Source organism: Streptomyces tubercidicus (assembly GCF_027497495.1).
Lineage (GTDB): Bacteria > Actinomycetota > Actinomycetes > Streptomycetales > Streptomycetaceae > Streptomyces > Streptomyces tubercidicus.
In genome coordinates, this window is record NZ_CP114205.1 from 2,787,306 (window position 1) to 2,808,191 (window position 20,886).

Consider the following 20,886-nt stretch of genomic DNA (forward strand, 5'->3'; position numbering starts at 1 on the left):
GTGATGGCCTTGCGAGAGGTGGTGGTACGGGATGAGCCAGGGGCCGGCGCGGCGGGCGCGGGCCCGTAAGGAGGGGGTGAGAGGACGGCGGGCAGGCTGGGGACCACGCCTGGCCCGGACGGAAACGGCCCGGTGGGGAAACGGTCCTGCGAACCGGAGGGGACCGAATCGGACCGAACCGGGGAATGTGGTGCGGCAGCCGGCCGCGGCGGGTCAGCCGCCGGTGCCGGGAACGGGGAAGGCGCCGGTCGCCCGGCGGACGATCTCGCCGTAGATCTCGGGGTCGGTGGTGTATTCGCCGAGGCGACAGGTCTTACGGCTGCCGTGGTAGTCGCTGGAGCCGGTGGTCAGCAGGCCGAGGTCGGCGGCCATGGCGCGCAACCGGGCGCGGGTCGGGGCGTCGTGGTCCATGTGGTCGACCTCGATGCCGTCGAGACCGGCCGCGGCGAGTTCGGCGATCGCGCTCTCCGGTACGCAGCTGCCGCGCTTGACGGCCAGCGGATGCGCGAAGACGGTGACCCCGCCTGCGGCCTTGACCAGCCGGATCGCGTCGAACGGGTCGAGCTCGTGCTTCTCCACGTACGCCCGGCCGTCGTTGGCGAGCCACTCGGCGGTGAACGCGTCGGAGACGGAGGGGACCACGCCCAGGTCGACGAGGGCGGTGGCGATATGCGGACGGCCGACGGCACCGTCCCCGGCGATCCGGGCCACCTGCTCCCAGGTGATCGGCACACCGAGGTCCCGCAGCTTGGCGACCATGCCCTGGGCCCGCGGCACCCGGTCGTCCCGCACCAGTTCCCGCTCGCGGGCGAGTTCCGGCTCCTCGGGGTCGAAGAGGTAGGCGAGCATATGGAGGCTCACCCCGTCGAGCCGGCAGGAGAGTTCGGCGCCGGTGATCAGCGTCAGCCCCCCGGGCAGCGCCGCCCGCGCCTCGGCGTGCCCGCCGACGGTGTCGTGGTCGGTCAGCGCGACGACGTCCAGACCGGCGGCCGCGGCATTGCGCACCAGCTCGGCGGGGGTGTCCGTACCGTCGGAGGCCGTGGAGTGGGTGTGCAGATCGATACGCACGACGCGGACTCCAGACTGCTGCGGGACGGACGGGGGACGGGCTCCGGGAAACACCGGGTGCAGGTACACCGTAAGGGGACCTCAGAAGGATACCGGGCGGCCGGATATCCCCCCGCCCGGCCGGACGGCGCAGCGGGCCCGCCCAGGCGCGCGGCGGCCGGCGGCCCGCACCCGACGGTCAGCCGTCAGCCGTCAGCCGTCAGCCGTCAGCCCAGAATCCGCGGCGACAGCGCCCCGCACGGCAGCAGATCCACCTCGGCGCCGGCCTCGCGCAGATCGGTCAGCACCAGCTCGTCGTACATCAGCAGCCCCGACTGCTCGGGCCAGGCGATCGCCCAGAGCCACAGCCCGCGCGCCTCGCCCGCGAAGACCGCTCGGTCCGGGGGCGCGTCGTCCAGGTGCCACAGCGGGGTCGGGCGGCCGGCGGCGAGCACCTTGGAGTGCGGGTGCTTGTCGACGCAGATATGGGGGCCGGGGTCGGGGCCTTCGACACCGGCGTAGCGCGCGCCGAGTCCGACGCCCAGTTCCTCGGCGATCAGCAGGAGTTCACCGGGGCCGCCGAGCGGTCCGGGGCCCGTACAGGCCACCGCGGTCGCCCGTCCGCCACTACGGTCATCACCGGCGCAGGCCACGCCCGTGAACAGCCAGCCGACCGGCAGCGGCCAGGGCATCCACACGGGCACCTGTGCGCGGTGCACGACAACGCCGAGCGCCTCGACGCTCGGCGGGACGACCGGCTGGAGCGGATGCACGGTGCCGTGCAGGGCGCACTGCCAGGTGTCGGAGAAGAGACCGGGCGCCCTTACCCGGCCTCCGCACTTCGGGCAACTGGGTTCGCCCCTCATAGGGACCAACGGTCCTCCAGCCCCGCCGCCGCGTCAAGGACGATCACCCGACCGGTGTGCCCCGAATCACTTACGCCGCCGCGCACTTGACCGCGCCCCGTGGCCGGGCACCCGCCCTCGAACAACTAGTTGCAACTTGCATTCTTTAGCTCGCCTAACTTATTGTGTGTAAACGTCAACGATCTCGGTGGCCGTACGGGCCGCCGCGGACCAGAGGGATACGCAACCGGCACAGGAAGGGGAACCCGCAGCATGAGCGGTACGAAGAGCGGCGGCCACGGCGGCGCGGACGATCCGTTCGAGGAGGGCGGCAGCTCCCTGCTCCGCCAGCCGAAGGCCGTCTGGGCCACGGCGGGCGCCTCGGTCGTGGCCTTCATGGGCATCGGCCTCGTCGACCCGATCCTCCCCTCGATAGCCCGGGGCCTGCACGCCACCAACAGCCAGGTCTCCCTCCTCTTCACCTCCTACTTCCTGATCACCGCCGTCGCGATGCTGATCACCGGCTTCGTCTCCAGCCGCATCGGCGGCCGCAAGACGCTGCTTGCCGGACTGGCGCTGGTGGTGGTCTTCGCGGCGCTCTCCGGGATGTCGGGGTCGGTCGGCGAACTGGTCGGGTTCCGGGCCGGATGGGGCCTGGGCAACGCGCTGTTCGTCTCGACGGCGCTGGCGGTCATCGTGGGCGCGGCGGCCGGCGGGAGCAGCGCGGCGATCCTGCTCTACGAGTCCGCGCTGGGGCTCGGCATGGCCTGTGGCCCGCTGCTGGGCGCCGTCCTGGGCGATATGGAGTGGCGCTACCCGTTCTTCGGGACCGCCGTGCTGATGGCCGTCGGGTTCATCGCCATCACGGCCTTCCTCAAGGAGCAGCCGAAACCGGCCGCGCGGACCTCGCTGCTCGCCCCGGTCAAGGCGCTCGGCCACGGCGGGCTGGCCGCCACCGCCGCCTCCGCCTTCTTCTACAACTACGCGTTCTTCACGGTGCTGGCCTTCACCCCGTTCGTGCTGAACATGTCCCCCTACAAGTCGGGCGGCGTCTTCTTCGCCTGGGGTGTGCTGCTCGCGGTGTTCTCGGTGCTCGTGGCGCCCCGTTTGCAGCGCCGCTTCGGCTCGCTGAAGGTGCTGTGCGGCTCGCTGCTGCTGTTCGCGGCCGATCTGGTCGTGCTGGGCTACGGCGACCACACCACCGCCATCGTGTGCACCGTCCTGGCGGGAGCCTTCATCGGCCTGAACAACACCGTCTTCACGGAACTGGCGCTGGGCGTCTCGGACGCGCCGCGCCCGGTGGCCAGCGCCGGCTACAACTTCGTGCGCTGGTTCGCGGCGGCGGCCGCGCCGTTCCTCGCGCCGAAGATCGAGGAGTGGACCGATATCCACCTCCCCTTCGTGGTCGCGGCCGTCGCGGCGGTGACCGGCGCGGGCATCGTGGCCGTCCGGCGCCGGGCGCTGACCATGGAGGCCGAGGAGCGGGCGCCGCAGCACGCGACGGAGGACGGGGTCGCGGCCTTCGCCCAGTAGCGCGCACCGGGTCCGCCCCACCTCGCCCCGCAAGGAAACTGACGCCCCGTCGGCCCCCGCCACCGGAGGGCCGACGGGGCGCACCCGTCCGCGGCTGCCCGCCGCACTCAGTCGAGCGGAACGCCCGTCCGCAGCGGATCGCGCAGATCCGTGCCGTGCTCCAGCCAGCGCTTCTCCAGGGCCTCGGCGCCGTGCACCCGCTTCCAGGCCGCCTCGTTGGGCGTCATCGGCAGCAGCGGCAGAAAACGGACCGGCTCCAGGGGCTCGTCCAGTTCCAGATCCTCGACGAGACCGCCGGACGCCGCGACCAGCACCGAGGTGAACGCCGCGCCCGGCCACAGCGGTTCACCCACGTCCAGCGAGGCGCCGGGCGCCACCACCACCCCCTCGACCTGCGGGGACGCGGCGAGCACGGCGAGCGGCCGGAGCACCTTGTCGGTGTCGGCGAGACCGGCCCGTACGGACAGCACGAGTTCGGCGCGCGGACCGCGCAGCGGATCGGCCAGTACGGCCGTGGGGTCGGCCATGGGCTGCGCGGACATCCCGAGCGTGGCGTAACGGGCCACCCCGCTGTCCACGAAGCGGAGGACCTCGATACGGTCGGTCCCGAGGAAAGTGACGGCGGCGCGCGCGTCCGGCTCGCCCAGGGTTGTCCGCAACCGGGCCTCGACCAGCTCAAGAACGTCAGACATGGCGCGAGCATACGGCCGGCCTCCAGCCCGCCCGTCACCCCTCTACGAGCTGCTGTGCGGCGCGCCCGTTCTTCGTATGGAACCGGCAAAGCGGCACCGCAACGCTCCAGGCGGCTGATAGCCTTGCCGTCTGGTCAGGGAATGACGTCGTCCCCCAACGGGGACCGGCCGGAGGAGGTGGGGCTGCGGTGGATCCGAGTCGACCGTGCAGTACCGATAGTTCTCCCGTCATCCCGCTCGCGCAGCGAATCTCCTGATCCGAGAGCTTCCGTACCCCGCCGTTCAGCGGCGAAACCAGGGAAGCACCTTTGCGCCGCAAGTAGATGCCGGAAGAGCGCCTTCGACTCTTTGTTCCGTGTTCTCTGCGAACTGCCGTCAGTGCATTCCGCACGGAGCGCCGCCCGCTTTGCGGACGTACGGCCGATGACGCCTCGTACGTCCACGTTCCGGGCAGCGTTGCCCCCCCCCGCGCCCGCGCTGACGGCCGGCCCGTGAAGGAGCCTGCCATGTCGATGATCCGCGACCTGCGTGCCGCCGTCCGTCCCTCCCGGCGCCGCGACGACCCCTCGTACCACTACGCCACGGCCGCCCCGGCCTGCCCGAACAGCGCCATCGTCGACTGCGGTGTCTACCGCGAGGGCCGCCGGGTGAGCGACCATGTCACCCCGGCCGAGGCGATGGCCGGGGTCCGGGCCGAGGGCGGCTTCGCCTGGATCGGGCTGCATGAGCCCTCCGAGGCCGAATTCGCCGGTATCGCCCAGGAGTTCGGGCTGCACCCGCTCGCCGTCGAGGACGCCGTGCACGCCCATCAGCGGCCCAAGCTGGAGCGCTACGACGAGACCCTGTTCACCGTCTTCAAGACGGTGCACTACGTGGAGCACGCCGAGCTGACCGCGACCAGTGAGGTGGTGGAGACCGGTGAGGTGATGTGCTTCACCGGGCGGGACTTCATCGTGACGGTGCGACACGGCGGCCAGGGCTCGCTGCGCGCGCTGCGGCACCGGCTGCAGGACGACCCGGACCTGCTGGCCAAGGGGCCGTCCGCGGTCCTGCACGCCATCGCCGACCAGGTCGTCGACGGCTACATGGCGGTGGCCGGCGCGGTGCAGGACGATATCGACGAGGTGGAGATCGACGTCTTCAGCTCCGGCTCCAACGGCAAGGGCGTCAGCGGCAAGGGCACCCCCAAGGGCGGCGACGCCGGGCGGATCTACCAACTCAAGCGTGAGGTACTGGAGTTCAAGCGGGCGGTGTCGCCGCTGCTGCGGCCGATGCAGCTGCTGAGCGAGCGGCCGATGCGGCTGGTGGACTCCGATATCCAGAAGTACTTCCGGGATGTCGCGGACCACCTGGCGCGGGTCAATGAGCAGGTGCTGTCCTTCGACGATCTGCTCAACTCCATCCTGCAGGCCAACCTCGCGCAGGCCGCCGTGGCGCAGAACGAGGACATGCGCAAGATCACGGCCTGGGCGGCGATCTTCGCCGTCCCCACGATGATCGCCGGGATCTACGGCATGAACTTCGACTACATGCCCGAGCTGCACTGGAAGTTCGGCTATCCGGCGGTGCTGATGGCGACGGTCGCCATCTGCTTCGGCATCCGCCGCGGATTCAAGCGCAACGGGTGGCTGTGACCCCGGCGCCGGGGGCCCGCCCGCAGGGGTGCCCGGCAGGTCCGGCCGGTGCGTCCGCGCATCTCAGGGCCTGGGCGGCCCCGGTCGCCGCCGGCCGGGGCGATTAGGCTGAGCCGTATGACGGAGACCGTGTCGCAGGCCCTGCACGATCGGGCGCTCATCGAAGAGGCCACCAAGAAGTCCGGCCTCATCTGGGTACGGGGGGCGGCCGGACCGTCCCGCGCGCTGTGGCATCTGTGGCTCGACGGAGCCGCCTGCCTCATCGGGGACGGCGCCGGTGAGCAGCCGCTTGCCGACCTCGGGCTGGCCGACGGCGGCCCGGCGACGGTCACCGTCCGCAGCAAGGACAAGGGCGGCCGACTGGTCACCTGGCAGGCCAAGGTCGTCGAGCTGACGCCGGAGAGCGCGAGCTGGCAGGCCGCCGTCGGCGAGCTCAAGGGCAAGCGGCTGAACGCGCCGGACGCGGACACGATCACCGAGCGCTGGGCGCGCGAGTGCCGGGTACTGCGGCTGGAGCCGACCGGGGAGACCACCCAGCGCCCCGGCCGGATGCCGGCCGAGTCGCACGCCGTACCGCCGCTGGCGACCTCCGCGATCACCCGGCGGCCGGTCCCGGCCGCGCTGCCGAAGCTGCTGCGGCGGGGGCGCAAGGGCTGAGCCCGGTGCGGGCCCCGGCCCGTGCTCCGTTACCGGTCCCCGCCGGAGATCCGGGCGCCGTAGTCCACGACCTGGTCCTTGTCCGGGGCCTTGAGGTCCACGCGCTTGCCCCAGTCGGCCATCCGCACCACGCCCGCGCCGCCGGCCCGCTGGAGCCGCAGCGGATAGGGCGTGCCCTCCAGGGAGACGTCCAGGGTGCCGCCGGAGCCCGCACCGGCGGCGAGCCGGATGGTGCGGACCCCGCCGAGGTCGCCGCGGTCACCGGCGGTCAGCTTGCCGTGCAGGCCGAGCAGACCGGCGAGCAGGGTCTCCTTGTCGGTGAAGCCGCTGAAGCGCTGGTAGACGGGGTCCTTGGCGGGCACCTTGACGTATTTGCCGTCGAGCTTGCCTGCCGCCTGGCCGGGCGCGCCCGACCGGCCGCTCTTCTCACCGGCCCAGAAGGCCGCGTCCGCCTTCAGATAGAGCGCCTCGCCGATCCGCAGCAGCTGGAAGGCGGCCGCCTTGGTGGTCAGCTCGCCCTTGGCGCCGTCCTTGGCCAGGCTCATATCGAGCTTGTAGGTGCGGCCCTGGCTGACGACGCTGCCGGAGAGGCGCACCGTTTCGGCGCGCTGGGCCGCGGCCCGCGCCTTGGCCTCGATCTTCGCGGCGGGCAGCTTCCCCATGCCGTTGGTGCCGGCGTCCGGATCGCTCTCCCCGCCGCAGCCGGTGAGCGCCACGGCCAGTGCCGTGCAGGCGGCCCCCACGAGCGCGGCCCGTCCCGTACGACGGACTGCGGGCAGGGGTCGGGGGCCGGACCCCGGGGGGATTGCGCTCACGTCGGCTCTGCCTCCTGATGCGGGTGACCTCGACAGCAGTCGGCAGCGTACCTGGGACGCGCAGGGTCTTCGGCGGGTGTGTGGCGGTCACCCTACGGCCTCTTTCACCGGGGCGGCGCGGACCCGGGCGCGTTAGCCTGAACCCGGATTGATGCCGTATTTCGGGCCGAACGGGAGAAGGGCGGCGCCCCGCATGGCAGTCGTGACGCCCCGGGTCTTCGTCTCCCATCTCGCCGGCAGCGCCGTCTTCGACCCGCACGGCGACCAGGTCGGCCGACTGCGGGACCTGGTCGCGCTGCTGCGGGTCGGCGACCGTCCGCCGCGGCTGCTCGGGGTGGTCGTCGAGGTGATCAGCCGGCGCCGGATCTTCGTGCCCATGACGCGGGTGACCGGGGTGGAGTCCGGCCAGATCATCATCACCGGCGTGGTCAATATGCGGCGCTTCGAGCAGCGGACGTCCGAGACGCTGGTGCTCGGCGAGCTGCTCGACCGGCGGGTGCGGCTGGTGGAGACCGACGAGGAGGTCACCGTCCTCGACGTCGGCATCATCCAACTGCCGGCCCGCCGCGACTGGGAGATCGACAAGGTCTTCGTACGGAAGGGGAAGGGCAGGGCGCTGCGCCGTAAGGGAGAGGCGCTGACCGTGGAGTGGTCGGCGGTGACCGGTTTCTCGCTGGAGGAGCACGGGCAGGGCGCGGAGAGCCTGCTGGCCACCTTCGAGCAGCTGCGGCCCGCCGACCTGGCCGGGGTGCTGCACCATCTCTCCGCCAAGCGGCGCGCCGAGGTCGCCGCGGCTCTCGACGACGACCGGCTCGCCGACGTCCTGGAGGAGCTGCCGGAGGACGACCAGGTGGAGATCCTCGGCAAGCTGAAGGACGAGCGGGCCGCCGACGTCCTGGAGGCGATGGACCCGGACGACGCCGCCGACCTGCTCTCCGAGCTGCCGGAGGAGGAGAAGGAGCGGCTGCTGGCGCTGATGCGGCCGGAGGAGGCGGCGGATGTCCGGCGGCTGATGTCGTACGAGGAGCGGACCGCGGGCGGCCTGATGACCACCGAGCCGATCGTGCTGCGGCCGGACGCCACCGTCGCGGACGCGCTGGCCCGGGTCCGGGACCCGGACCTGTCCCCCGCCCTGGCCGCCCAGGTCTATGTCTGCCGGCCCCCGGACGAGACCCCCACCGGCAAGTACCTGGGCCTGGTGCACTTCCAACGGCTGCTGCGCGACCCGCCGTTCACCCTCGTCAGCTCGATCGCCGACACCGATCTGCCGGCCCTGCCGCCGGACACCCCACTGCCGGAGGTGACCAGCTACCTGGCCGCGTACAACATGGTCGCCGCGCCGGTCGTGGACGAGAGCGGGGCCCTGCTGGGCGCCGTCACCGTCGATGACGTACTGGACCATCTGCTGCCGGACGACTGGCGGGAGGACGGGCTGCACGGCTCGGCGACCGCCGGTATGACCGGCGACGGCGGCCCCGGGAAGGCCGAGCATGGGCGCTGAGGAGCGGGACGGCGGCCGGGAACGGTCGCGGGCGAACGGCGCCTCCGCGCTGCGCCGGGGCTCCGTGGACCGGCCACGGGTGCGCCTGGACCAGCCGCGCGCACCGCGCCGTACGTTCCTGCCCGAGTACGACCCGGAGGCTTTCGGACGGCTCTCGGAGAAGATCGCCCGCTTCCTGGGGACCGGCCGCTTCATCGTCTGGATGACCGTCACCATCATCGTGTGGGTCATCTGGAACACCACCGCGCCCAGCGGGCTGCGGTTCGACCAGTACCCGTTCATCTTTCTGACGCTGGCGCTGTCGCTCCAGGCGTCGTACGCCGCGCCGCTGATCCTGCTGGCGCAGAACCGGCAGGACGACCGCGACCGGGTCACCCACGAGCAGGACCGCAAGCAGAACGAGCGCTCCATCGCCGATACCGAGTATCTGACCCGGGAGATCGCGGCGTTGCGGCTCGGGCTCGGCGAGGTCGCCACCCGCGACTGGATCCGCTCCGAGCTCCAGGACATGCTGCGCGATCTGGAGCTGCGGCAGCCGGCCGACGCGGAGAGTGATGAACGCGACCGCTGACGGCCTTTCCGGAGGCACCCTCACGCGCCGTACCATCGGGACATGGCTACCCACACGCCCGAAGGCGCCACCCCGAGCGAGGACGCGATCCGCGACGCGCTCGCGACGGTGAACGACCCCGAGATCCACCGCCCCATCACCGAGCTGGGGATGGTCAAATCGGTGGACATCGCGGCGGACGGCGCGGTGGCGGTCGTGGTCTACCTCACCGTCTCCGGCTGCCCGATGCGCGAGACGATCACCAACAGCGTGCGGGAAGCCGTCGAGCGGGTCGAGGGCGTCACCTCCGTCGCCGTCGAGCTGGACGTGATGAGCGACGAGCAGCGCAAGGAGCTGGCGACCTCGCTGCGCGGCGGCACCGCCGAGCGTGAGGTGCCGTTCGCCCAGCCCGGTTCGCTGACCCGGGTCTACGCGGTGGCCTCCGGCAAGGGCGGCGTCGGCAAGTCGTCGGTGACGGTCAACCTCGCCGCGGCGATGGCGGCGGACGGGCTGAAGGTCGGTGTCGTGGACGCCGATATCTACGGCCACTCGGTGCCCCGGATGCTCGGCGCCGACGGCAAGCCCACCCAGGTCGAGAACATGATCATGCCGCCGTCGGCGCACGGCGTGAAGGTCATCTCGATCGGCATGTTCACCCCGGGCAACGCCCCGGTCGTCTGGCGCGGCCCGATGCTGCACCGCGCGCTCCAGCAGTTCCTCGCCGATGTGTACTGGGGCGACCTGGACGTGCTGCTGCTGGACCTGCCCCCGGGCACCGGCGATATCGCCATCTCGGTGGCCCAGCTCGTGCCGAACGCCGAGATCCTGGTGGTCACCACCCCGCAGCAGGCCGCCGCCGAGGTCGCCGAGCGGGCCGGTTCGATCGCCGTGCAGACCCACCAGAAGATCGTCGGCGTGGTCGAGAACATGTCCGGGCTGCCCTGCCCGCACTGCGACGAGATGGTCGATGTCTTCGGCACCGGCGGCGGCGAGCGGGTCGCCGAGGGCCTGACGAAGACGACCGGCACCCAGGTGCCGGTGCTCGGCGCCATCCCGATCGATGTCCGGCTGCGCGAGGGCGGCGACGAGGGCAAGCCGGTCGTGCTGACCGACCCCGACTCCCCCGCCGGCTCGGCGATCCGCACGATCGCGGGCAAGCTGGGCGGGCGGCAGCGGGGCCTGTCCGGGATGTCGCTGGGGATCACTCCGCGCAACAAGTTCTGAGACGGCGAGCCGCGGTCCCAAGGGCTGTCCCGTAGCGGACGTGGCTCCCGGATGATGCGGAAAGGGGCGGGCCCTATGGGGTCCGCCCCTTTGTCGTGGCGCTTGTTGCGCGCTTGTCGTGGCGCCGGGCCGTCACCCGGCCCCCGGTACCCGCCCGCTCAGCCCTCGTACTCGGACAGGTCCTTGATCACCGAGAAGCCCAGCCCGTACGCGCTCATCCCCCGCCCGTAGGCGCCGATGTGCACGTCCTCGGAGCCCTCGCTCGCCGAGCCGGCCAGCACCCAGCCGTACTCGGACTCCCGGTAGGCGAACGAGGTGGGCACCCCGTCCACCGGCAGCATCAGCTCGCTCCAGCTGCCGCCGCCGAGGTCATCGGCCAGCTCCCAGGCGAGCATCGTCTGCTGGTCCAGCCAGTCCTGGCGCAGCGTCCGGTCCATCTGGGTCGGCCAGGTCTGCGCGAGCAGCCCCGACCCGGCGAGCCAGGCGGCCGTCGAGACGGACGTCGCCTCCAGGACGCCGGTGCCGTCACCACTGCGCCGTACGGGGCGGCTGGCGACCGTCACCACGACCGCGAACCGCTCGTCCTGCGGCGGCTCCACCTTGATGGTGGGCTCCTCGCCGTGGCCGGTGGCGCCGTGCTCGACGGTGCCGTCCGCGGCCGCACCGACCTGCATCAGCCAGCGCGGACCGGTGAACGCCTCGTCGAGGCCGTACCACGGGAACGCGGCCAGCAGATAGCCGTCGACCTTCCGGGCGGCGCCGGCGGCCGCCTCATGTCTCGCTGACGGACTGGTCGTCTCCATCTGCGCGGAGCCTCCTTGTTGCCCTGCGTCGTGGGCGGCCCGCCCCCCTCAGGCGACCGAACCCCGGACACCCGGAGCATAGTCATAGGCGTCCACACAGACAGTCATACCGGTGTGTGTCAGGTGGCGTCGGCGTCGAACGGCGGACGCTCGTCCGGCTGAGCGGTCCTCTTGACCATGTCGGGGCGGCCGTCGGAGGCGGACGGCGACTCCTTGGACAGGCTCAGGCCCGAGCCGTTCGAGGGCGCGGCGGAGGAGGCGCTGTCGTAGCCGTGGACGGCGTCGGTGACCTCGGCCATCTCCTTCTTCAGGTCGAAGCCGTTACGGATCTCCTGAAGGTCCTTGAGGCCGTACTCGTCCTTCTCCAGGACGTGCTTACGCACGAAGTTCTTGGGCTTGAGGTCCTCGAACTCGAAGTCCTTGAACTCCGGCCCCAGCTCGCTGCGGATGTCTTCCTTGGCGCTGTCGGAGAACGCCCGGATCTTGCGGACGACGGCCATGACGTCCTGGATGACCTTGGGAAGCTTGTCCGGACCGAAGATGAGTACGGCAAGGATCACGATCGCGACCAGCTCAAGGGGTCCTATATCGAAGAACACCTAGCAGCTCCTTGGGTTATCCGCGGCCTGGGGTGGCCTAGGCCAGGCCGCCTATCACGGTACCTGGCCCCATACGTCGGACGGGAGTCACCCGTGCCAACACCGTGCAAACGAATCAGTCCGTACTGGAGGAACCCAGGCTGAGCCGTACGGACCGCTCCTTCCCGCCCCTTTGGAGGGTCAGCGCCAGCGTGTCGCCGGGCCGGTGGCTGCGGATCTTGACGATCAGCTCCTCGCCACTGTGCACCGGGGCACCGTCCACCTTGGTGATCACATCGCCGGCCTTGATCCCGGCCTTGGCGCCGGGGCCGCCCGGAATGACCGGATCCTTGCCGTCCTTGCCGCGCTCGTCGACCCGCGCCCCGTCACCGGCGTACTCCATCTCCAGCGTGACGCCGATCACCGGGTGTGTTGCCCGGCCGGTGTTGATCAGCTCCTCGGCTACCCGCTTGGCCTGGTTGATGGGTATGGCGAAGCCCAGCCCTATGCTGCCGCCCTGGGCGCCGCCGTCCAGGCCGCTGCCGCTGTCGGCGGCGCGGATGGCGCTGTTGATGCCGATCACCCGTGCCTTGGCGTCCACCAGCGGGCCGCCGGAGTTGCCCGGGTTGATGGGGGCATCGGTCTGCAGCGCGTCCACATACGACACATCGCTGCCGTCGCCCTTCTGGCCGCCCGCGGTGATCGGGCGCTGCTTGGCGCTGATGATCCCGGCCGTGACGGTGTTGGCGAGGTCGAACGGTGCGCCGATCGCCACCACCGGGTCGCCGACCCGCACCGAGTCGGAGTTGCCGAGCGTGAGCGGCCGCAGCCCCGCGACGCCCTCCACCTGGACGACGGCGAGGTCATAGCCGCCGTCCCGGCCGATGACCCTGGCCTTGGCCGTCTGGCCGCCGCTGAAGGTCACCGAGATCTCGCCGCTGCCGCCGCCGGCCGGTTCGACGACGTGGTTGTTGGTGAGGATGTGTCCCTGGTGGTCGAGCACGAAGCCGGTGCCGGTGCCCTGTTCGGCGCTGCCCCGCACGTGAAGCGTGACCACCCCGGGCAGCGCGCTCTGCGCGATCCCGGCGACGGTGTCGGGCTTACGGCCACCCTCCTCGGCCGCGGACTGCGAAAGGTTGATGTCGCTGATGCCGCCGTAGCGCTCGACGTACGCGCCGATGCCGCCGCCGACACCACCCGCGAGCAGCGCGAGCGCTACGGCGCCGGCGACCAGGGGGCCGCGTCGGAGGCGGGGGGCGGGCGGCGGGGCTGCGGGGCCGCCCTGGAGCGGTGCGCTCCAGGGGTCGTATTGGTGCCAGGCGGGTTGGGGGGTGGGGTTCGGGTTCGGATTCGGGGTGGGGCCGGGGGCCGCGCCTGGGGTGGCGGCCGGGGCGGCGGGCGCGCCGGGGGTAGGGGCCGGGGCGTGGTCGCCGGGGCTGGGGGTGCCGGGTTGGGGCGCGGCCGCGTAGGGGGCGGTGGCGGAGGCCGGGCGGGGGCCGCCGTCGCCGGGGTGGGGGACGAAGGGGCCGTCCGTGGGCTCCTGCGCCGGGTCGGCTCCGGCGTGGGGCTTGGTCGCGGAGGCCGGGCGGGGGCCGCCGTCGCCGGGGTGCGGGACGAAGGCGCCGTCAGCGCCTTCCTGTGCCGGGTCGGGTCCGGCGGTCGGGGTGGCGGTGGGGGCCACGGGGGCGCTCTGTGTGGTGGCGGGCTGGGGAGCGGCGGCCGACCCGGGGGTGGGCTGCGGGTGTGCGGCGGCCGACCCGGCCGGGTGTGGCTGATCGGCGGGCGGCGTGAGGGGCGAGCGCGCCTCGCCGGTCGTGCCGGTGGGCGCGGTGGGCGGCGTCGACGGCGGCGGGCCCGGGTAGGGCGCGGCGGGCATCGGGGGCTGCGGGGCGGCCGGGGCACCGTACGGGGGCAGCGATCCGGGCTGCGGCGGAAGCGTCGTGCCCTGGGCGGGCGTCGCCATCGGCCGCTGTACGGGCGGCGCGGGCGCCCAGGGACCGGGGCCGCCGTAGGGCGGGGTGCCGTACGGGTCCTCGGCGTGCAGCGGCTGCTGCCGCTGCGGCGGCGCGTCCGGGGCCTCGGCCGGGGCGGACGTCCCGGACGGTACGGCTTCGGATGCGGGGGCGGCCGTCGTGGCCGTGGTGGCCGTCGTGGCCTCGGTGTCCGGGGTCCGGGCAGGTGAGGCGACCGCGTCCGGTGCGGGCTCGCGCACCTTCCCGAGCGTCACGGTCGCCGGGGTCGGGCGCGCACCGGCGGTCTGGCCGTCCACGGACTCGGAGGTCTCCTCGTCCGCTCCGCCCACGGCTGTCGTGCCGCGCGCCACCGTCAACTCATCGGCGGGACCGGCCACTTCGGCCGCTCCTGCCACTCCGGCCGCCTCGGCACTTCCGGGCGACGCGGGCGCGGCCGCGCCGTTCCGCGGCTCCGGCGGCCGCACGATCCAGTCCTCGGCACTGTGCGCGTCGGACTTGCCGGAAGCCGCATCGCTGCGCACGTCGGACGCCCCAGAAGCCCCAGCGCCGCGCACTTCGGACGCCCCGGAAACCCCGACTCCGAGCGCTTCGGATGCCCCGGAGCCCTCGGCGCCGCCCACGTCACGCGGCACAGAGCCCCCGGCCCCGGCCCCATCCGCCGGGCTCTCCGTAGGCACCACGCCCTGCCGACCGGTCTCGCCGGGCGATTCCGGCCCCGGTGTACCCCCCGGGCGGCTCCACCACTTCAGCTTCGGCCCGGTGGGCTTGCCGTCGTCCATGCTCTCCCCAGAGTTCGCCCGCGCCGTGCGCGGGCCGCCGCCACCTCGCGGACGCGCCCGGTCAGGGGTGCGCCGCCCCACAGGGATTCAACCAGTTCCGTGTGGGGCCGCGCAGGGGACGGTCAGCGCCGGGCGGAGGCTCCGGCCTCGGCGGAGGGGCCGGCGGCGGACGCGGAGCCGATCAGCGGGCGCTTGGGCTCCGGCTGCGGGAGTGCCGGCGGATTCTTCCGTACCGGGGAATTGCCGGTCACGGCGGTCAGCGGCGAGAGGTGATACGGCGGCGCCGGACCGGTCTCGGCTATCAGCGGCGAGAGGCCGAAGCGCCCGGCCGGGGCGGAGAGCGGTGCCGACACCGAGGCATAGGGGGCGGGGGGCGTCGTACCGGGGCCGTACAGGGCCATGGCGCTGGGGGCCGGGGCCAGGGGCGGACCGCCGGACGGTGGGCGGGCGCCGGACTTCCCGGCGGCGAACTCCGCACCGCGGAGCAGCGAACCGCTGTCGGCGGCCGGGCTGTCGCCGAGCGGGGTGACGGCCGTGCCGCCGCCGTCGATGCGTCCGCCGGGGAGGTCGACGGCCGCCTCCAACGGGAGGGCGCCGCCCAGCGCGAAGGCCGCGAGGGAGACCGCACCGGCCGCCGCGAAAGCGAACCGGCGCCGCTGCGCGGGACGATCGGCCTCGGGCACCCGGAAGCCGCGGCCGCGCGACTGGGTGGGGAACGCCGCCATGGCATGGCCGGAGTGGCCCCCGGAGGGGACATAGCCGAACGCGCCGCCGCCTCGGGCGAATTCACCGCGGCCGAGGCCGCCGTTGCCGAGCCGGCTGCCGGGACCCTCCGGGTCACCGCCGGGCAGTTGCTGCAGACGCGCCAGCAGGCCCTCGGAGGGACCGGGGGGCGCCGCCTGGGCGAAGACGTTTTTCAGCCGACGCTGGGCGTCGGCCTCTGCCTTGCATTTACCGCAGGTCGCGAGATGCGCGAGCACCCGCTCGCGCGCGTCATGCCCCAACTCGCCATCGACCAGGGCCGCAAGGCGGTCGCCGAGATGCTGCTCGGCGGGGGACGGACCGCCGTTGCCGCTCACGCGATTCCGACCTCCTGCGTGGGCACCACGGCCAGCGAGCGCCGCTGCGCGCGCTCTTCGGCGCGACTGGCCGGGGCCCGGTGCTTGAGGGACTTGCGCAGATGGGAGCGGCCACGGTGGATCCGGCTACGGACCGTGCCGAGCTTGACGCCGAGGGTCGCGGCGATCTCCTCGTACGACAACCCCTCGATGTCGCACAGGACGACCGCGGCGCGGAACTCGGGCGCCAGGGTGTCCAGGGCCTGCTGCACATCGGCGTCGAAGTGGGTGTCGTTGAAGTGCTGCTGCGGGGAGGGCTCGCGGCTGGGGAGCCGCTCGGCGGCGTCGTCACCGAGCGCGTCGAAGCGAATGCGCTGCCGGCGCCGGACCATGTCCAGGAAGAGGTTGGTCGTGATGCGGTGCAGCCAGCCCTCGAAGGTGCCGGGGGTGTACGTCGACAGCGAGCGGAAGACGCGGACGAACACCTCCTGGGTGAGATCCTCGGCGTCGTGTTGATTGCCGGTGAGGCGGTAGGCGAGGCGGTAGACCCGTGCACTGTGGGTGCTGACGATCTCCTCCCAGCTGGGCGGAGTCCACTGCGCATCCGCGTCTGCGGCAAAGGTCGCGGTGGTCGCGGAGTCGGCGGTGGAGGCCCCTCCCATGCCCTTCGGGCCATGGGGGCGGAAACGGTCAGCAGTGTTTGTCACGGATTTCGGCTCGGCGAACGACCTTTTCAAGCGCCTCAGCACCCCTCGGTCACCCGCCGCAGCCGCACCTCCCCTGGTGGCTCTGGTGGTGTCCAGTAGAGCCCCTACCATATCCACCTCGCCCGTTAGCTCCGGATAAGCAGTTTTGACCTGCATTTGGTCGTGGTTCACGTCTCGCGCGGTTGTCACCTGCGCCTCCCCCCGTCATCCCGCTACCCCTTCCATAACGTCCGGTCCCATCTGCGGGTTCCCGCACGCAGCGGATACAGTCACGGTTGCGTCAACTACGGGGACAGGAGAGGGCCATTACCGGCAACCGGCAGACGAGCTTGGCATTCGCCGAGGCGTACGGCGCCGGGACCATCGACGACAGCGCCGAGGCCGCTCTGCACTGGTCCCGTGACCGTGCGCGGGAAGCCGGTATCCGCACGGTGACCACCGGCACCGGCTCGGCCCTCCGTCTGCTCGCCGCCGCCGTCGACGCCAAAGCGGTCGCCGAGATCGGCACCGGCACGGGCGTGTCGGGCATCTACCTCCTGCACGGCATGCGGCCCGACGGGGTGCTGACCACCGTGGACCTGGAACCCGAGCGGCAGGCGTTCGCCAAGCAGGCGTTCCGCGCGGCGGGCTTCGCCGGGAACCGCGCCCGCTTCATCCCCGGCCGCGCCCTGGACGTGCTGCCCCGGCTCGCCGACGGCGGATACGACCTCGTGTACTGCGACGGCGACCTGATGGAGTGCCTGGAGTACCTCGCTGAATCGTTGCGGCTGCTGCGCCCCGGCGGCCTGGTGTGCTTCGAGGGCGTCTTCGCCGACGGCCGTACGGTCGATTCGGCGGTGCAGCCCGCGGAGGTGCTGCGGCTGCGGGAGCTGCTGCGGACCGTAAGGGAGAGCACGACGCTCGTGCCGTCCCTGTTGCCGGTCGGCGACGGGCTGCTCTGCGCCGTCAAACGCGGCTGACCCACCGGTACCGGGCGCGCCGGGCCGGACGTACGAAACGGCCCCGGCACGCGGCGCGCCTTCACTGCGCGCCACCTGCCGGGGCCGGGGTTATACGGCTGGGGATACCGGGGTCAGCCCCGGGAAACCGCCGGTTGCGCCGCCCTTGTCAGACGGTGACCTTGTCCAGGGCCTCACCCAGGGCCTTGGCTTCGTCGGGGGTCAGCTCGACGACGAGCCGCCCGCCGCCTTCGAGCGGAACACGCATGACGATGCCCCGCCCCTCCTTGGTCACCTCGAGCGGGCCGTCGCCCGTCCGCGGCTTCATGGCCGCCATGCTCGTTCCCCTTCCTGAAACCAGCTCATCTCAGCCGCCGGCCCGAATAGGCACGTGTCACCGGCATCGAACACATTGCTTCCAGGCCATTATCCCGCATCGAACGACCCGATGACCAACATCGGGGAGCATCCCTTCGGCAACGCGCTCCCGCAAACCCCCTCAATTCGGAGAGGCGGCTGCAATACTGCTCCACCCGCCGACCCCCGGCGCGCCCGCAATCTTTGATGTACGTCACATGCCGATGCCCGTTGATCTCCGGCATCCTGAGCGCTGACTGCCGCTGCCGCGCAGTCCGAGCCGCGACGGAGGGGATTCCCACTATGGCCGACACCGTGCTCTATGACGTGACCGACGGACTCGCGACGATCACGCTCAACCGGCCCGACGCGATGAACGCGCTGAACATCGAGGCGAAGGTCCTGCTGCGGGACACCCTCCAGGAGGCCGCCGCCGATCCCGCCGTGCGCGCCGTGCTGCTGACCGCCACCGGGCGCGCCTTCTGCGTCGGGCAGGACCTCAAGGAGCACATCGGTCTGCTGGCCGAGGACCGGGCCAGTGGCACCGGGAAGACCATGAACACCGTGCGTGAGCACTACAACCCCATCGTGACGGCGCTGACCGAGATGCCCAAGCCCGTGGTGGCGGGCGTCAACGGGGTCGCCGCGGGGGCCGGTGCGGGCTTCGCGATGGCCGCCGACTACCGCGTGGTCGCCGACTCCGCCTCCTTCAACACCTCCTTCGCGGGGGTCGCGCTGACCGCCGACTCCGGGGTGTCCTGGACACTGCCGCGGCTGATCGGCCAGGGCCGGGCCGCCGATCTGCTGCTGTTCCCGCGCAACGTCAGCGCCCAGGAGGCGTACGACCTGGGTATCGCCAACAAGGTGGTGCCGGCCGCGGAGCTCGCGGAGGAGGCGGCGGCCGTCGCCCGGCGGCTGGCCCAGGGCCCGACCGCCGCGTATGCCGCGATCAAGGAGTCGCTGGCCTACGGGGCGGGGCACTCGCTCGGCGAGACCCTCGGCAAGGAGGACGAACTGCAGGGCCGGGCCGGGGCGTCGGAGGACCACACGATCGCGGTGGAGGCGTTCGTGAAGAAGGAGAAGCCGGTCTTCCTGGGCCGCTGACCCGCCCTGGCGCTGCCATACCGGCGCTGCCCTTACCGGCTGCGCCCCGCCCCGGCCGGCCTCGTCGGCCGGTCCGGGTCAGCCGGCCGCCGCCTCCACGGACGCCCGGACGTGGCACTCCGCCAGATGGTCGTTGACCAGGCCGCACGCCTGCATCATCGCGTAGGCGGTGGTCGGGCCGACGAAGCGGAAGCCGCGCTTCTTGAGGTCCTTGGCGAGCGCCGTCGACTCCGGGGTCACCGGCTGGAGATCGCCGATGGTGCGCGGCACCGGCCGGCCCGCCCGGTCGGGGGCGTAGGACCAGATCAGGTCGTCGAGCTCACCGGGGGCCAGCTCGGCGGCGATCCGGGCGTTACCGATCGTCGCGGCGATCTTGGCGCGGTTGCGGATGACGCCCGGGTCGGCCAGCAGCCGCTCGGCGTCCGCGTCCGTGAACCGCGCCACCGCCGGGATGTGGAAGCCGGCGAACGCGGCGCGGAAGCCGGGGCGGCGGCGCAGGATCGTGATCCAGGAGAGCCCGGACTGGAATGCCTCCAGGCTCATCCGCTCGAAGAGCGCGTCGTCGCCGTGGACCGGCAGGCCCCATTCGGTGTCGTGGTAGGCGCGGTAGTCGGCCATCTGCGCCGACTCCATGCCCCACGGGCAGCGCGGGATGCCGTCCGGCTCCCTCACCACGCCGCTCATGACGGCTCCTCGCCTTCCGGTCGCTTCCCGGGCGCTTCCGGTCCGTTCGCGGATTCCTGCTCACCGGGTCCCGGGGCGGGCTCCGCCTCCGGCCCGAGCACCGGCGGGCCGTCCTGTATCAGCCCCGGGCCGCCCATGGCGGAGGCGTGCGCACCGGCCAGCGCGGCCTCCAGCTCGGCGATCCGGGCGTCCCGCTCGGCGAGTTCGGCGCTCAGGCGGTCCAGGACGTCGTCGACGTCGGTCATCCGGTAACCACGGACGGTCACCGGAAGGCGGACGGCGTCCACATCGGCGCGGGCCACCGGGCGGTCCCCCGGCAGCGGGTCGAGCAGCCGGTCCGGCTCGGAATCCCGCAGCCCCCCGCCGTCACCACCGCCGACGACCACGAGCGTGACCGCGGCCACCACCACGACCATCGCGATCAGCAAGAACCAGAACACGACCAACTCCCCGGACTATGTGCCTGCACTGATCGTGCCATGCGGGTGTGACAGTTAGGGTCGCTCCCGGACCACGGAGAGGGAGTCAGGGAATGCTGCGGCTGGGGAATCGCGAGTTCGGCGCGCACGAGCCGGTGATCATGGCGATCGTCAACAGGACGCCGGACTCGTTCTACGACCAGGGCGCCACGTTCCGTGACGAGCCCGCCCTCGCCCGGGTGGAACAGGCGGTGGCCGACGGTGCCGCGATCATCGACATCGGCGGCGTCAAGGCCGGTCCCGGCGAGGAGGTGAGCGCCGAGGAGGAGGCCCGCCGCACGGTCGGGTTCGTCGCCGAGGTCCGCAAGCGCTTCCCCGATGTGGTGATCAGCGTCGACACCTGGCGGCACGAGGTCGGTGAGGCGGTCTGCGAGGCGGGTGCGGATCTGCTCAACGACGCCTGGGGCGGCGTCGATCCACGGCTCGCCGAAGTTGCCGCGCGGTATGACGTCGGTCTGGTGTGCACCCACGCGGGCGGCGCCGAACCGCGTACCCGCCCCCACCGGGTGACGTACGACGACGTGATGGCCGACATCCTGCGGGTGACGCTCGGACTGGCCGAGCGGGCCGCGGAGTTGGGCGTCCGGCGGGACGCGATCATGATCGATCCGGGCCACGACTTCGGGAAGAACACCCGGCACAGCCTGGAGGCGACCCGCAGGCTGGGTGAGATGCGGGACACGGGCTGGCCGGTTCTGGTCTCGCTGTCCAACAAGGACTTCGTCGGCGAGACGCTCGACAGGCCGGTCAAGGAACGGGTGCTCGGCACCCTGGCGACCACCGCCGTCTCGGCCTGGCTGGGCGCCCGGGTCTACCGCGTCCACGAGGTCGCCGAGACCCGCCAGGTGCTGGACATGGTGGCCTCGATCGCCGGCCACCGGCCCCCGGCGGTCGCCCGCCGGGGACTGGCCTGAGGACGGAAAACCGG

At 72.5% G+C, this 20,886-nt stretch carries 21 protein-coding genes; 9 read left to right on the top strand and 12 right to left on the bottom strand.

Features of this window, described 5'->3' with window-relative positions; genetic code table 11:
- Positions 1–213 precede the first annotated feature (213 nt).
- A complete protein-coding gene (locus STRTU_RS11785) occupies positions 214–1,068 on the bottom strand; it encodes a PHP domain-containing protein (protein ID WP_159743499.1) in 855 nt (284 codons plus the stop codon).
- A 206-nt stretch (positions 1,069–1,274) separates the two neighbouring features.
- On the bottom strand, positions 1,275–1,913 hold the full coding sequence (locus tag STRTU_RS11790) for a DUF6758 family protein (RefSeq protein ID WP_159743500.1): 639 nt from the start codon (positions 1,911–1,913) through the stop codon (positions 1,275–1,277).
- A 252-nt stretch (positions 1,914–2,165) separates the two neighbouring features.
- Between STRTU_RS11790 and STRTU_RS11795 the strand changes: the two genes are divergently transcribed.
- Complete coding sequence (locus STRTU_RS11795) at positions 2,166–3,425, top strand: MFS transporter (RefSeq protein ID WP_159743501.1); 1,260 nt, start codon at positions 2,166–2,168, stop codon at positions 3,423–3,425.
- A gap of 107 nt (positions 3,426–3,532) precedes the next feature.
- On the opposite strand, the gene STRTU_RS11800 is transcribed toward STRTU_RS11795, so the two are convergent.
- A complete protein-coding gene (locus STRTU_RS11800) occupies positions 3,533–4,117 on the bottom strand; it encodes a suppressor of fused domain protein (protein WP_159743502.1) in 585 nt (194 codons plus the stop codon).
- 506 nt (positions 4,118–4,623) lie between these two features.
- On the opposite strand from STRTU_RS11800, the gene STRTU_RS11805 reads away from it, so the two are divergent.
- Complete coding sequence (locus tag STRTU_RS11805) at positions 4,624–5,751, top strand: magnesium and cobalt transport protein CorA (RefSeq protein WP_159743503.1); 1,128 nt, start codon at positions 4,624–4,626, stop codon at positions 5,749–5,751.
- Between the two features lie 117 nt (positions 5,752–5,868).
- On the top strand, positions 5,869–6,408 hold the full coding sequence (locus STRTU_RS11810; protein WP_159743504.1) for a ferredoxin reductase domain-containing protein: 540 nt from the start codon (positions 5,869–5,871) through the stop codon (positions 6,406–6,408).
- A gap of 29 nt (positions 6,409–6,437) precedes the next feature.
- On the opposite strand, the gene STRTU_RS11815 is transcribed toward STRTU_RS11810, so the two are convergent.
- Positions 6,438–7,223, bottom strand: a complete 786-nt coding sequence (locus STRTU_RS11815) for a hypothetical protein (RefSeq protein WP_371873582.1) — start codon at positions 7,221–7,223, stop codon at positions 6,438–6,440.
- A gap of 193 nt (positions 7,224–7,416) precedes the next feature.
- On the opposite strand from STRTU_RS11815, the gene STRTU_RS11820 reads away from it, so the two are divergent.
- From STRTU_RS11820 to STRTU_RS11830, 3 genes are read left to right on the top strand one after another with little or no spacing between them, the layout of a single operon-like run.
- The gene (locus tag STRTU_RS11820) at positions 7,417–8,724 is read left to right on the top strand and encodes a magnesium transporter MgtE N-terminal domain-containing protein (RefSeq protein ID WP_159743505.1); all 1,308 of its coding nucleotides are present in this window, start codon (positions 7,417–7,419) and stop codon (positions 8,722–8,724) included.
- The gene (locus tag STRTU_RS11825) at positions 8,714–9,295 is read left to right on the top strand and encodes a DUF1003 domain-containing protein (RefSeq protein WP_159743506.1); all 582 of its coding nucleotides are present in this window, start codon (positions 8,714–8,716) and stop codon (positions 9,293–9,295) included. The genes STRTU_RS11820 and STRTU_RS11825 overlap by 11 nt, the downstream gene beginning before the upstream one ends.
- A gap of 42 nt (positions 9,296–9,337) precedes the next feature.
- Positions 9,338–10,498: an Mrp/NBP35 family ATP-binding protein gene (locus tag STRTU_RS11830; protein WP_159743507.1), complete on the top strand. Its 1,161-nt coding sequence runs from the start codon at positions 9,338–9,340 to the stop codon at positions 10,496–10,498.
- Positions 10,499–10,656: 158 nt separating this feature from the next.
- On the opposite strand, the gene STRTU_RS11835 is transcribed toward STRTU_RS11830, so the two are convergent.
- The 5 genes from STRTU_RS11835 to sigE form a co-directional block, all read right to left on the bottom strand.
- Positions 10,657–11,301 (bottom strand): hypothetical protein, encoded by a 645-nt coding sequence (locus STRTU_RS11835; RefSeq protein WP_159743508.1) that lies wholly within the window; start codon positions 11,299–11,301, stop codon positions 10,657–10,659.
- A gap of 119 nt (positions 11,302–11,420) precedes the next feature.
- Positions 11,421–11,900, bottom strand: coding sequence for a sec-independent translocase (locus tag STRTU_RS11840; RefSeq protein WP_159743509.1), 480 nt, complete (start codon positions 11,898–11,900; stop codon positions 11,421–11,423).
- A gap of 115 nt (positions 11,901–12,015) precedes the next feature.
- The gene (locus STRTU_RS11845) at positions 12,016–13,755 is read right to left on the bottom strand and encodes a S1C family serine protease (RefSeq protein WP_389852946.1); all 1,740 of its coding nucleotides are present in this window, start codon (positions 13,753–13,755) and stop codon (positions 12,016–12,018) included.
- A 998-nt stretch (positions 13,756–14,753) separates the two neighbouring features.
- Complete coding sequence (locus STRTU_RS11850) at positions 14,754–15,710, bottom strand: zf-HC2 domain-containing protein (RefSeq protein ID WP_159743510.1); 957 nt, start codon at positions 15,708–15,710, stop codon at positions 14,754–14,756.
- Entirely contained in the window at positions 15,707–16,396 is a 690-nt protein-coding gene (gene sigE / locus STRTU_RS11855; RefSeq protein ID WP_159743511.1) for an RNA polymerase sigma factor SigE, read from the bottom strand. Before sigE ends, STRTU_RS11850 begins: the two co-directional genes overlap by 4 nt.
- Positions 16,397–16,671: 275 nt before the next feature.
- Between sigE and STRTU_RS11860 the strand changes: the two genes are divergently transcribed.
- Positions 16,672–17,355, top strand: a complete 684-nt coding sequence (locus STRTU_RS11860) for an O-methyltransferase (RefSeq protein WP_159743512.1) — start codon at positions 16,672–16,674, stop codon at positions 17,353–17,355.
- A gap of 148 nt (positions 17,356–17,503) precedes the next feature.
- On the opposite strand, the gene STRTU_RS11865 is transcribed toward STRTU_RS11860, so the two are convergent.
- Complete coding sequence (locus STRTU_RS11865) at positions 17,504–17,671, bottom strand: DUF3117 domain-containing protein (protein WP_006603288.1); 168 nt, start codon at positions 17,669–17,671, stop codon at positions 17,504–17,506.
- A 323-nt stretch (positions 17,672–17,994) separates the two neighbouring features.
- Between STRTU_RS11865 and chcB the strand changes: the two genes are divergently transcribed.
- Positions 17,995–18,795 (top strand): 2-cyclohexenylcarbonyl CoA isomerase, encoded by an 801-nt coding sequence (chcB, locus tag STRTU_RS11870; RefSeq protein ID WP_159743513.1) that lies wholly within the window; start codon positions 17,995–17,997, stop codon positions 18,793–18,795.
- 78 nt (positions 18,796–18,873) lie between these two features.
- On the opposite strand, the gene STRTU_RS11875 is transcribed toward chcB, so the two are convergent.
- A complete protein-coding gene (locus STRTU_RS11875) occupies positions 18,874–19,479 on the bottom strand; it encodes a DNA-3-methyladenine glycosylase I (RefSeq protein ID WP_159743514.1) in 606 nt (201 codons plus the stop codon).
- Positions 19,476–19,919 carry a DivIVA domain-containing protein gene (locus tag STRTU_RS11880; RefSeq protein ID WP_159743515.1) on the bottom strand — a complete coding sequence of 148 codons (444 nt, stop codon included), beginning with the start codon at positions 19,917–19,919 and terminating at the stop codon, positions 19,476–19,478. The genes STRTU_RS11875 and STRTU_RS11880 overlap by 4 nt, the downstream gene beginning before the upstream one ends.
- Before the next feature lie 92 nt (positions 19,920–20,011).
- Here STRTU_RS11880 and folP point away from each other — a divergent pair, with 92 nt between their 5' ends.
- Positions 20,012–20,872 carry a dihydropteroate synthase gene (folP, locus tag STRTU_RS11885; protein ID WP_159743516.1) on the top strand — a complete coding sequence of 287 codons (861 nt, stop codon included), beginning with the start codon at positions 20,012–20,014 and terminating at the stop codon, positions 20,870–20,872.
- Positions 20,873–20,886 lie beyond the last annotated feature (14 nt).

Coding starts and splice junctions, on each gene's coding strand:
- STRTU_RS11805 (WP_159743503.1), top strand. CDS start 4,624: ATGTCGATGATCCGCGACCTGCGTGCCGCCGTCCGTCCCTCCCGGCGC.
- STRTU_RS11865 (WP_006603288.1), bottom strand. CDS start 17,671: ATGGCGGCCATGAAGCCGCGGACGGGCGACGGCCCGCTCGAGGTGACC.
- STRTU_RS11825 (WP_159743506.1), top strand. CDS start 8,714: ATGGGCGCTGAGGAGCGGGACGGCGGCCGGGAACGGTCGCGGGCGAAC.
- STRTU_RS11875 (WP_159743514.1), bottom strand. CDS start 19,479: ATGAGCGGCGTGGTGAGGGAGCCGGACGGCATCCCGCGCTGCCCGTGG.
- STRTU_RS11835 (WP_159743508.1), bottom strand. CDS start 11,301: ATGGAGACGACCAGTCCGTCAGCGAGACATGAGGCGGCCGCCGGCGCC.
- chcB (WP_159743513.1), top strand. CDS start 17,995: ATGGCCGACACCGTGCTCTATGACGTGACCGACGGACTCGCGACGATC.
- STRTU_RS11810 (WP_159743504.1), top strand. CDS start 5,869: ATGACGGAGACCGTGTCGCAGGCCCTGCACGATCGGGCGCTCATCGAA.
- STRTU_RS11820 (WP_159743505.1), top strand. CDS start 7,417: ATGGCAGTCGTGACGCCCCGGGTCTTCGTCTCCCATCTCGCCGGCAGC.
- STRTU_RS11790 (WP_159743500.1), bottom strand. CDS start 1,913: ATGAGGGGCGAACCCAGTTGCCCGAAGTGCGGAGGCCGGGTAAGGGCG.
- STRTU_RS11800 (WP_159743502.1), bottom strand. CDS start 4,117: ATGTCTGACGTTCTTGAGCTGGTCGAGGCCCGGTTGCGGACAACCCTG.
- STRTU_RS11795 (WP_159743501.1), top strand. CDS start 2,166: ATGAGCGGTACGAAGAGCGGCGGCCACGGCGGCGCGGACGATCCGTTC.
- folP (WP_159743516.1), top strand. CDS start 20,012: ATGCTGCGGCTGGGGAATCGCGAGTTCGGCGCGCACGAGCCGGTGATC.
- STRTU_RS11845 (WP_389852946.1), bottom strand. CDS start 13,755: ATGCCCGCCGCGCCCTACCCGGGCCCGCCGCCGTCGACGCCGCCCACC.
- STRTU_RS11830 (WP_159743507.1), top strand. CDS start 9,338: ATGGCTACCCACACGCCCGAAGGCGCCACCCCGAGCGAGGACGCGATC.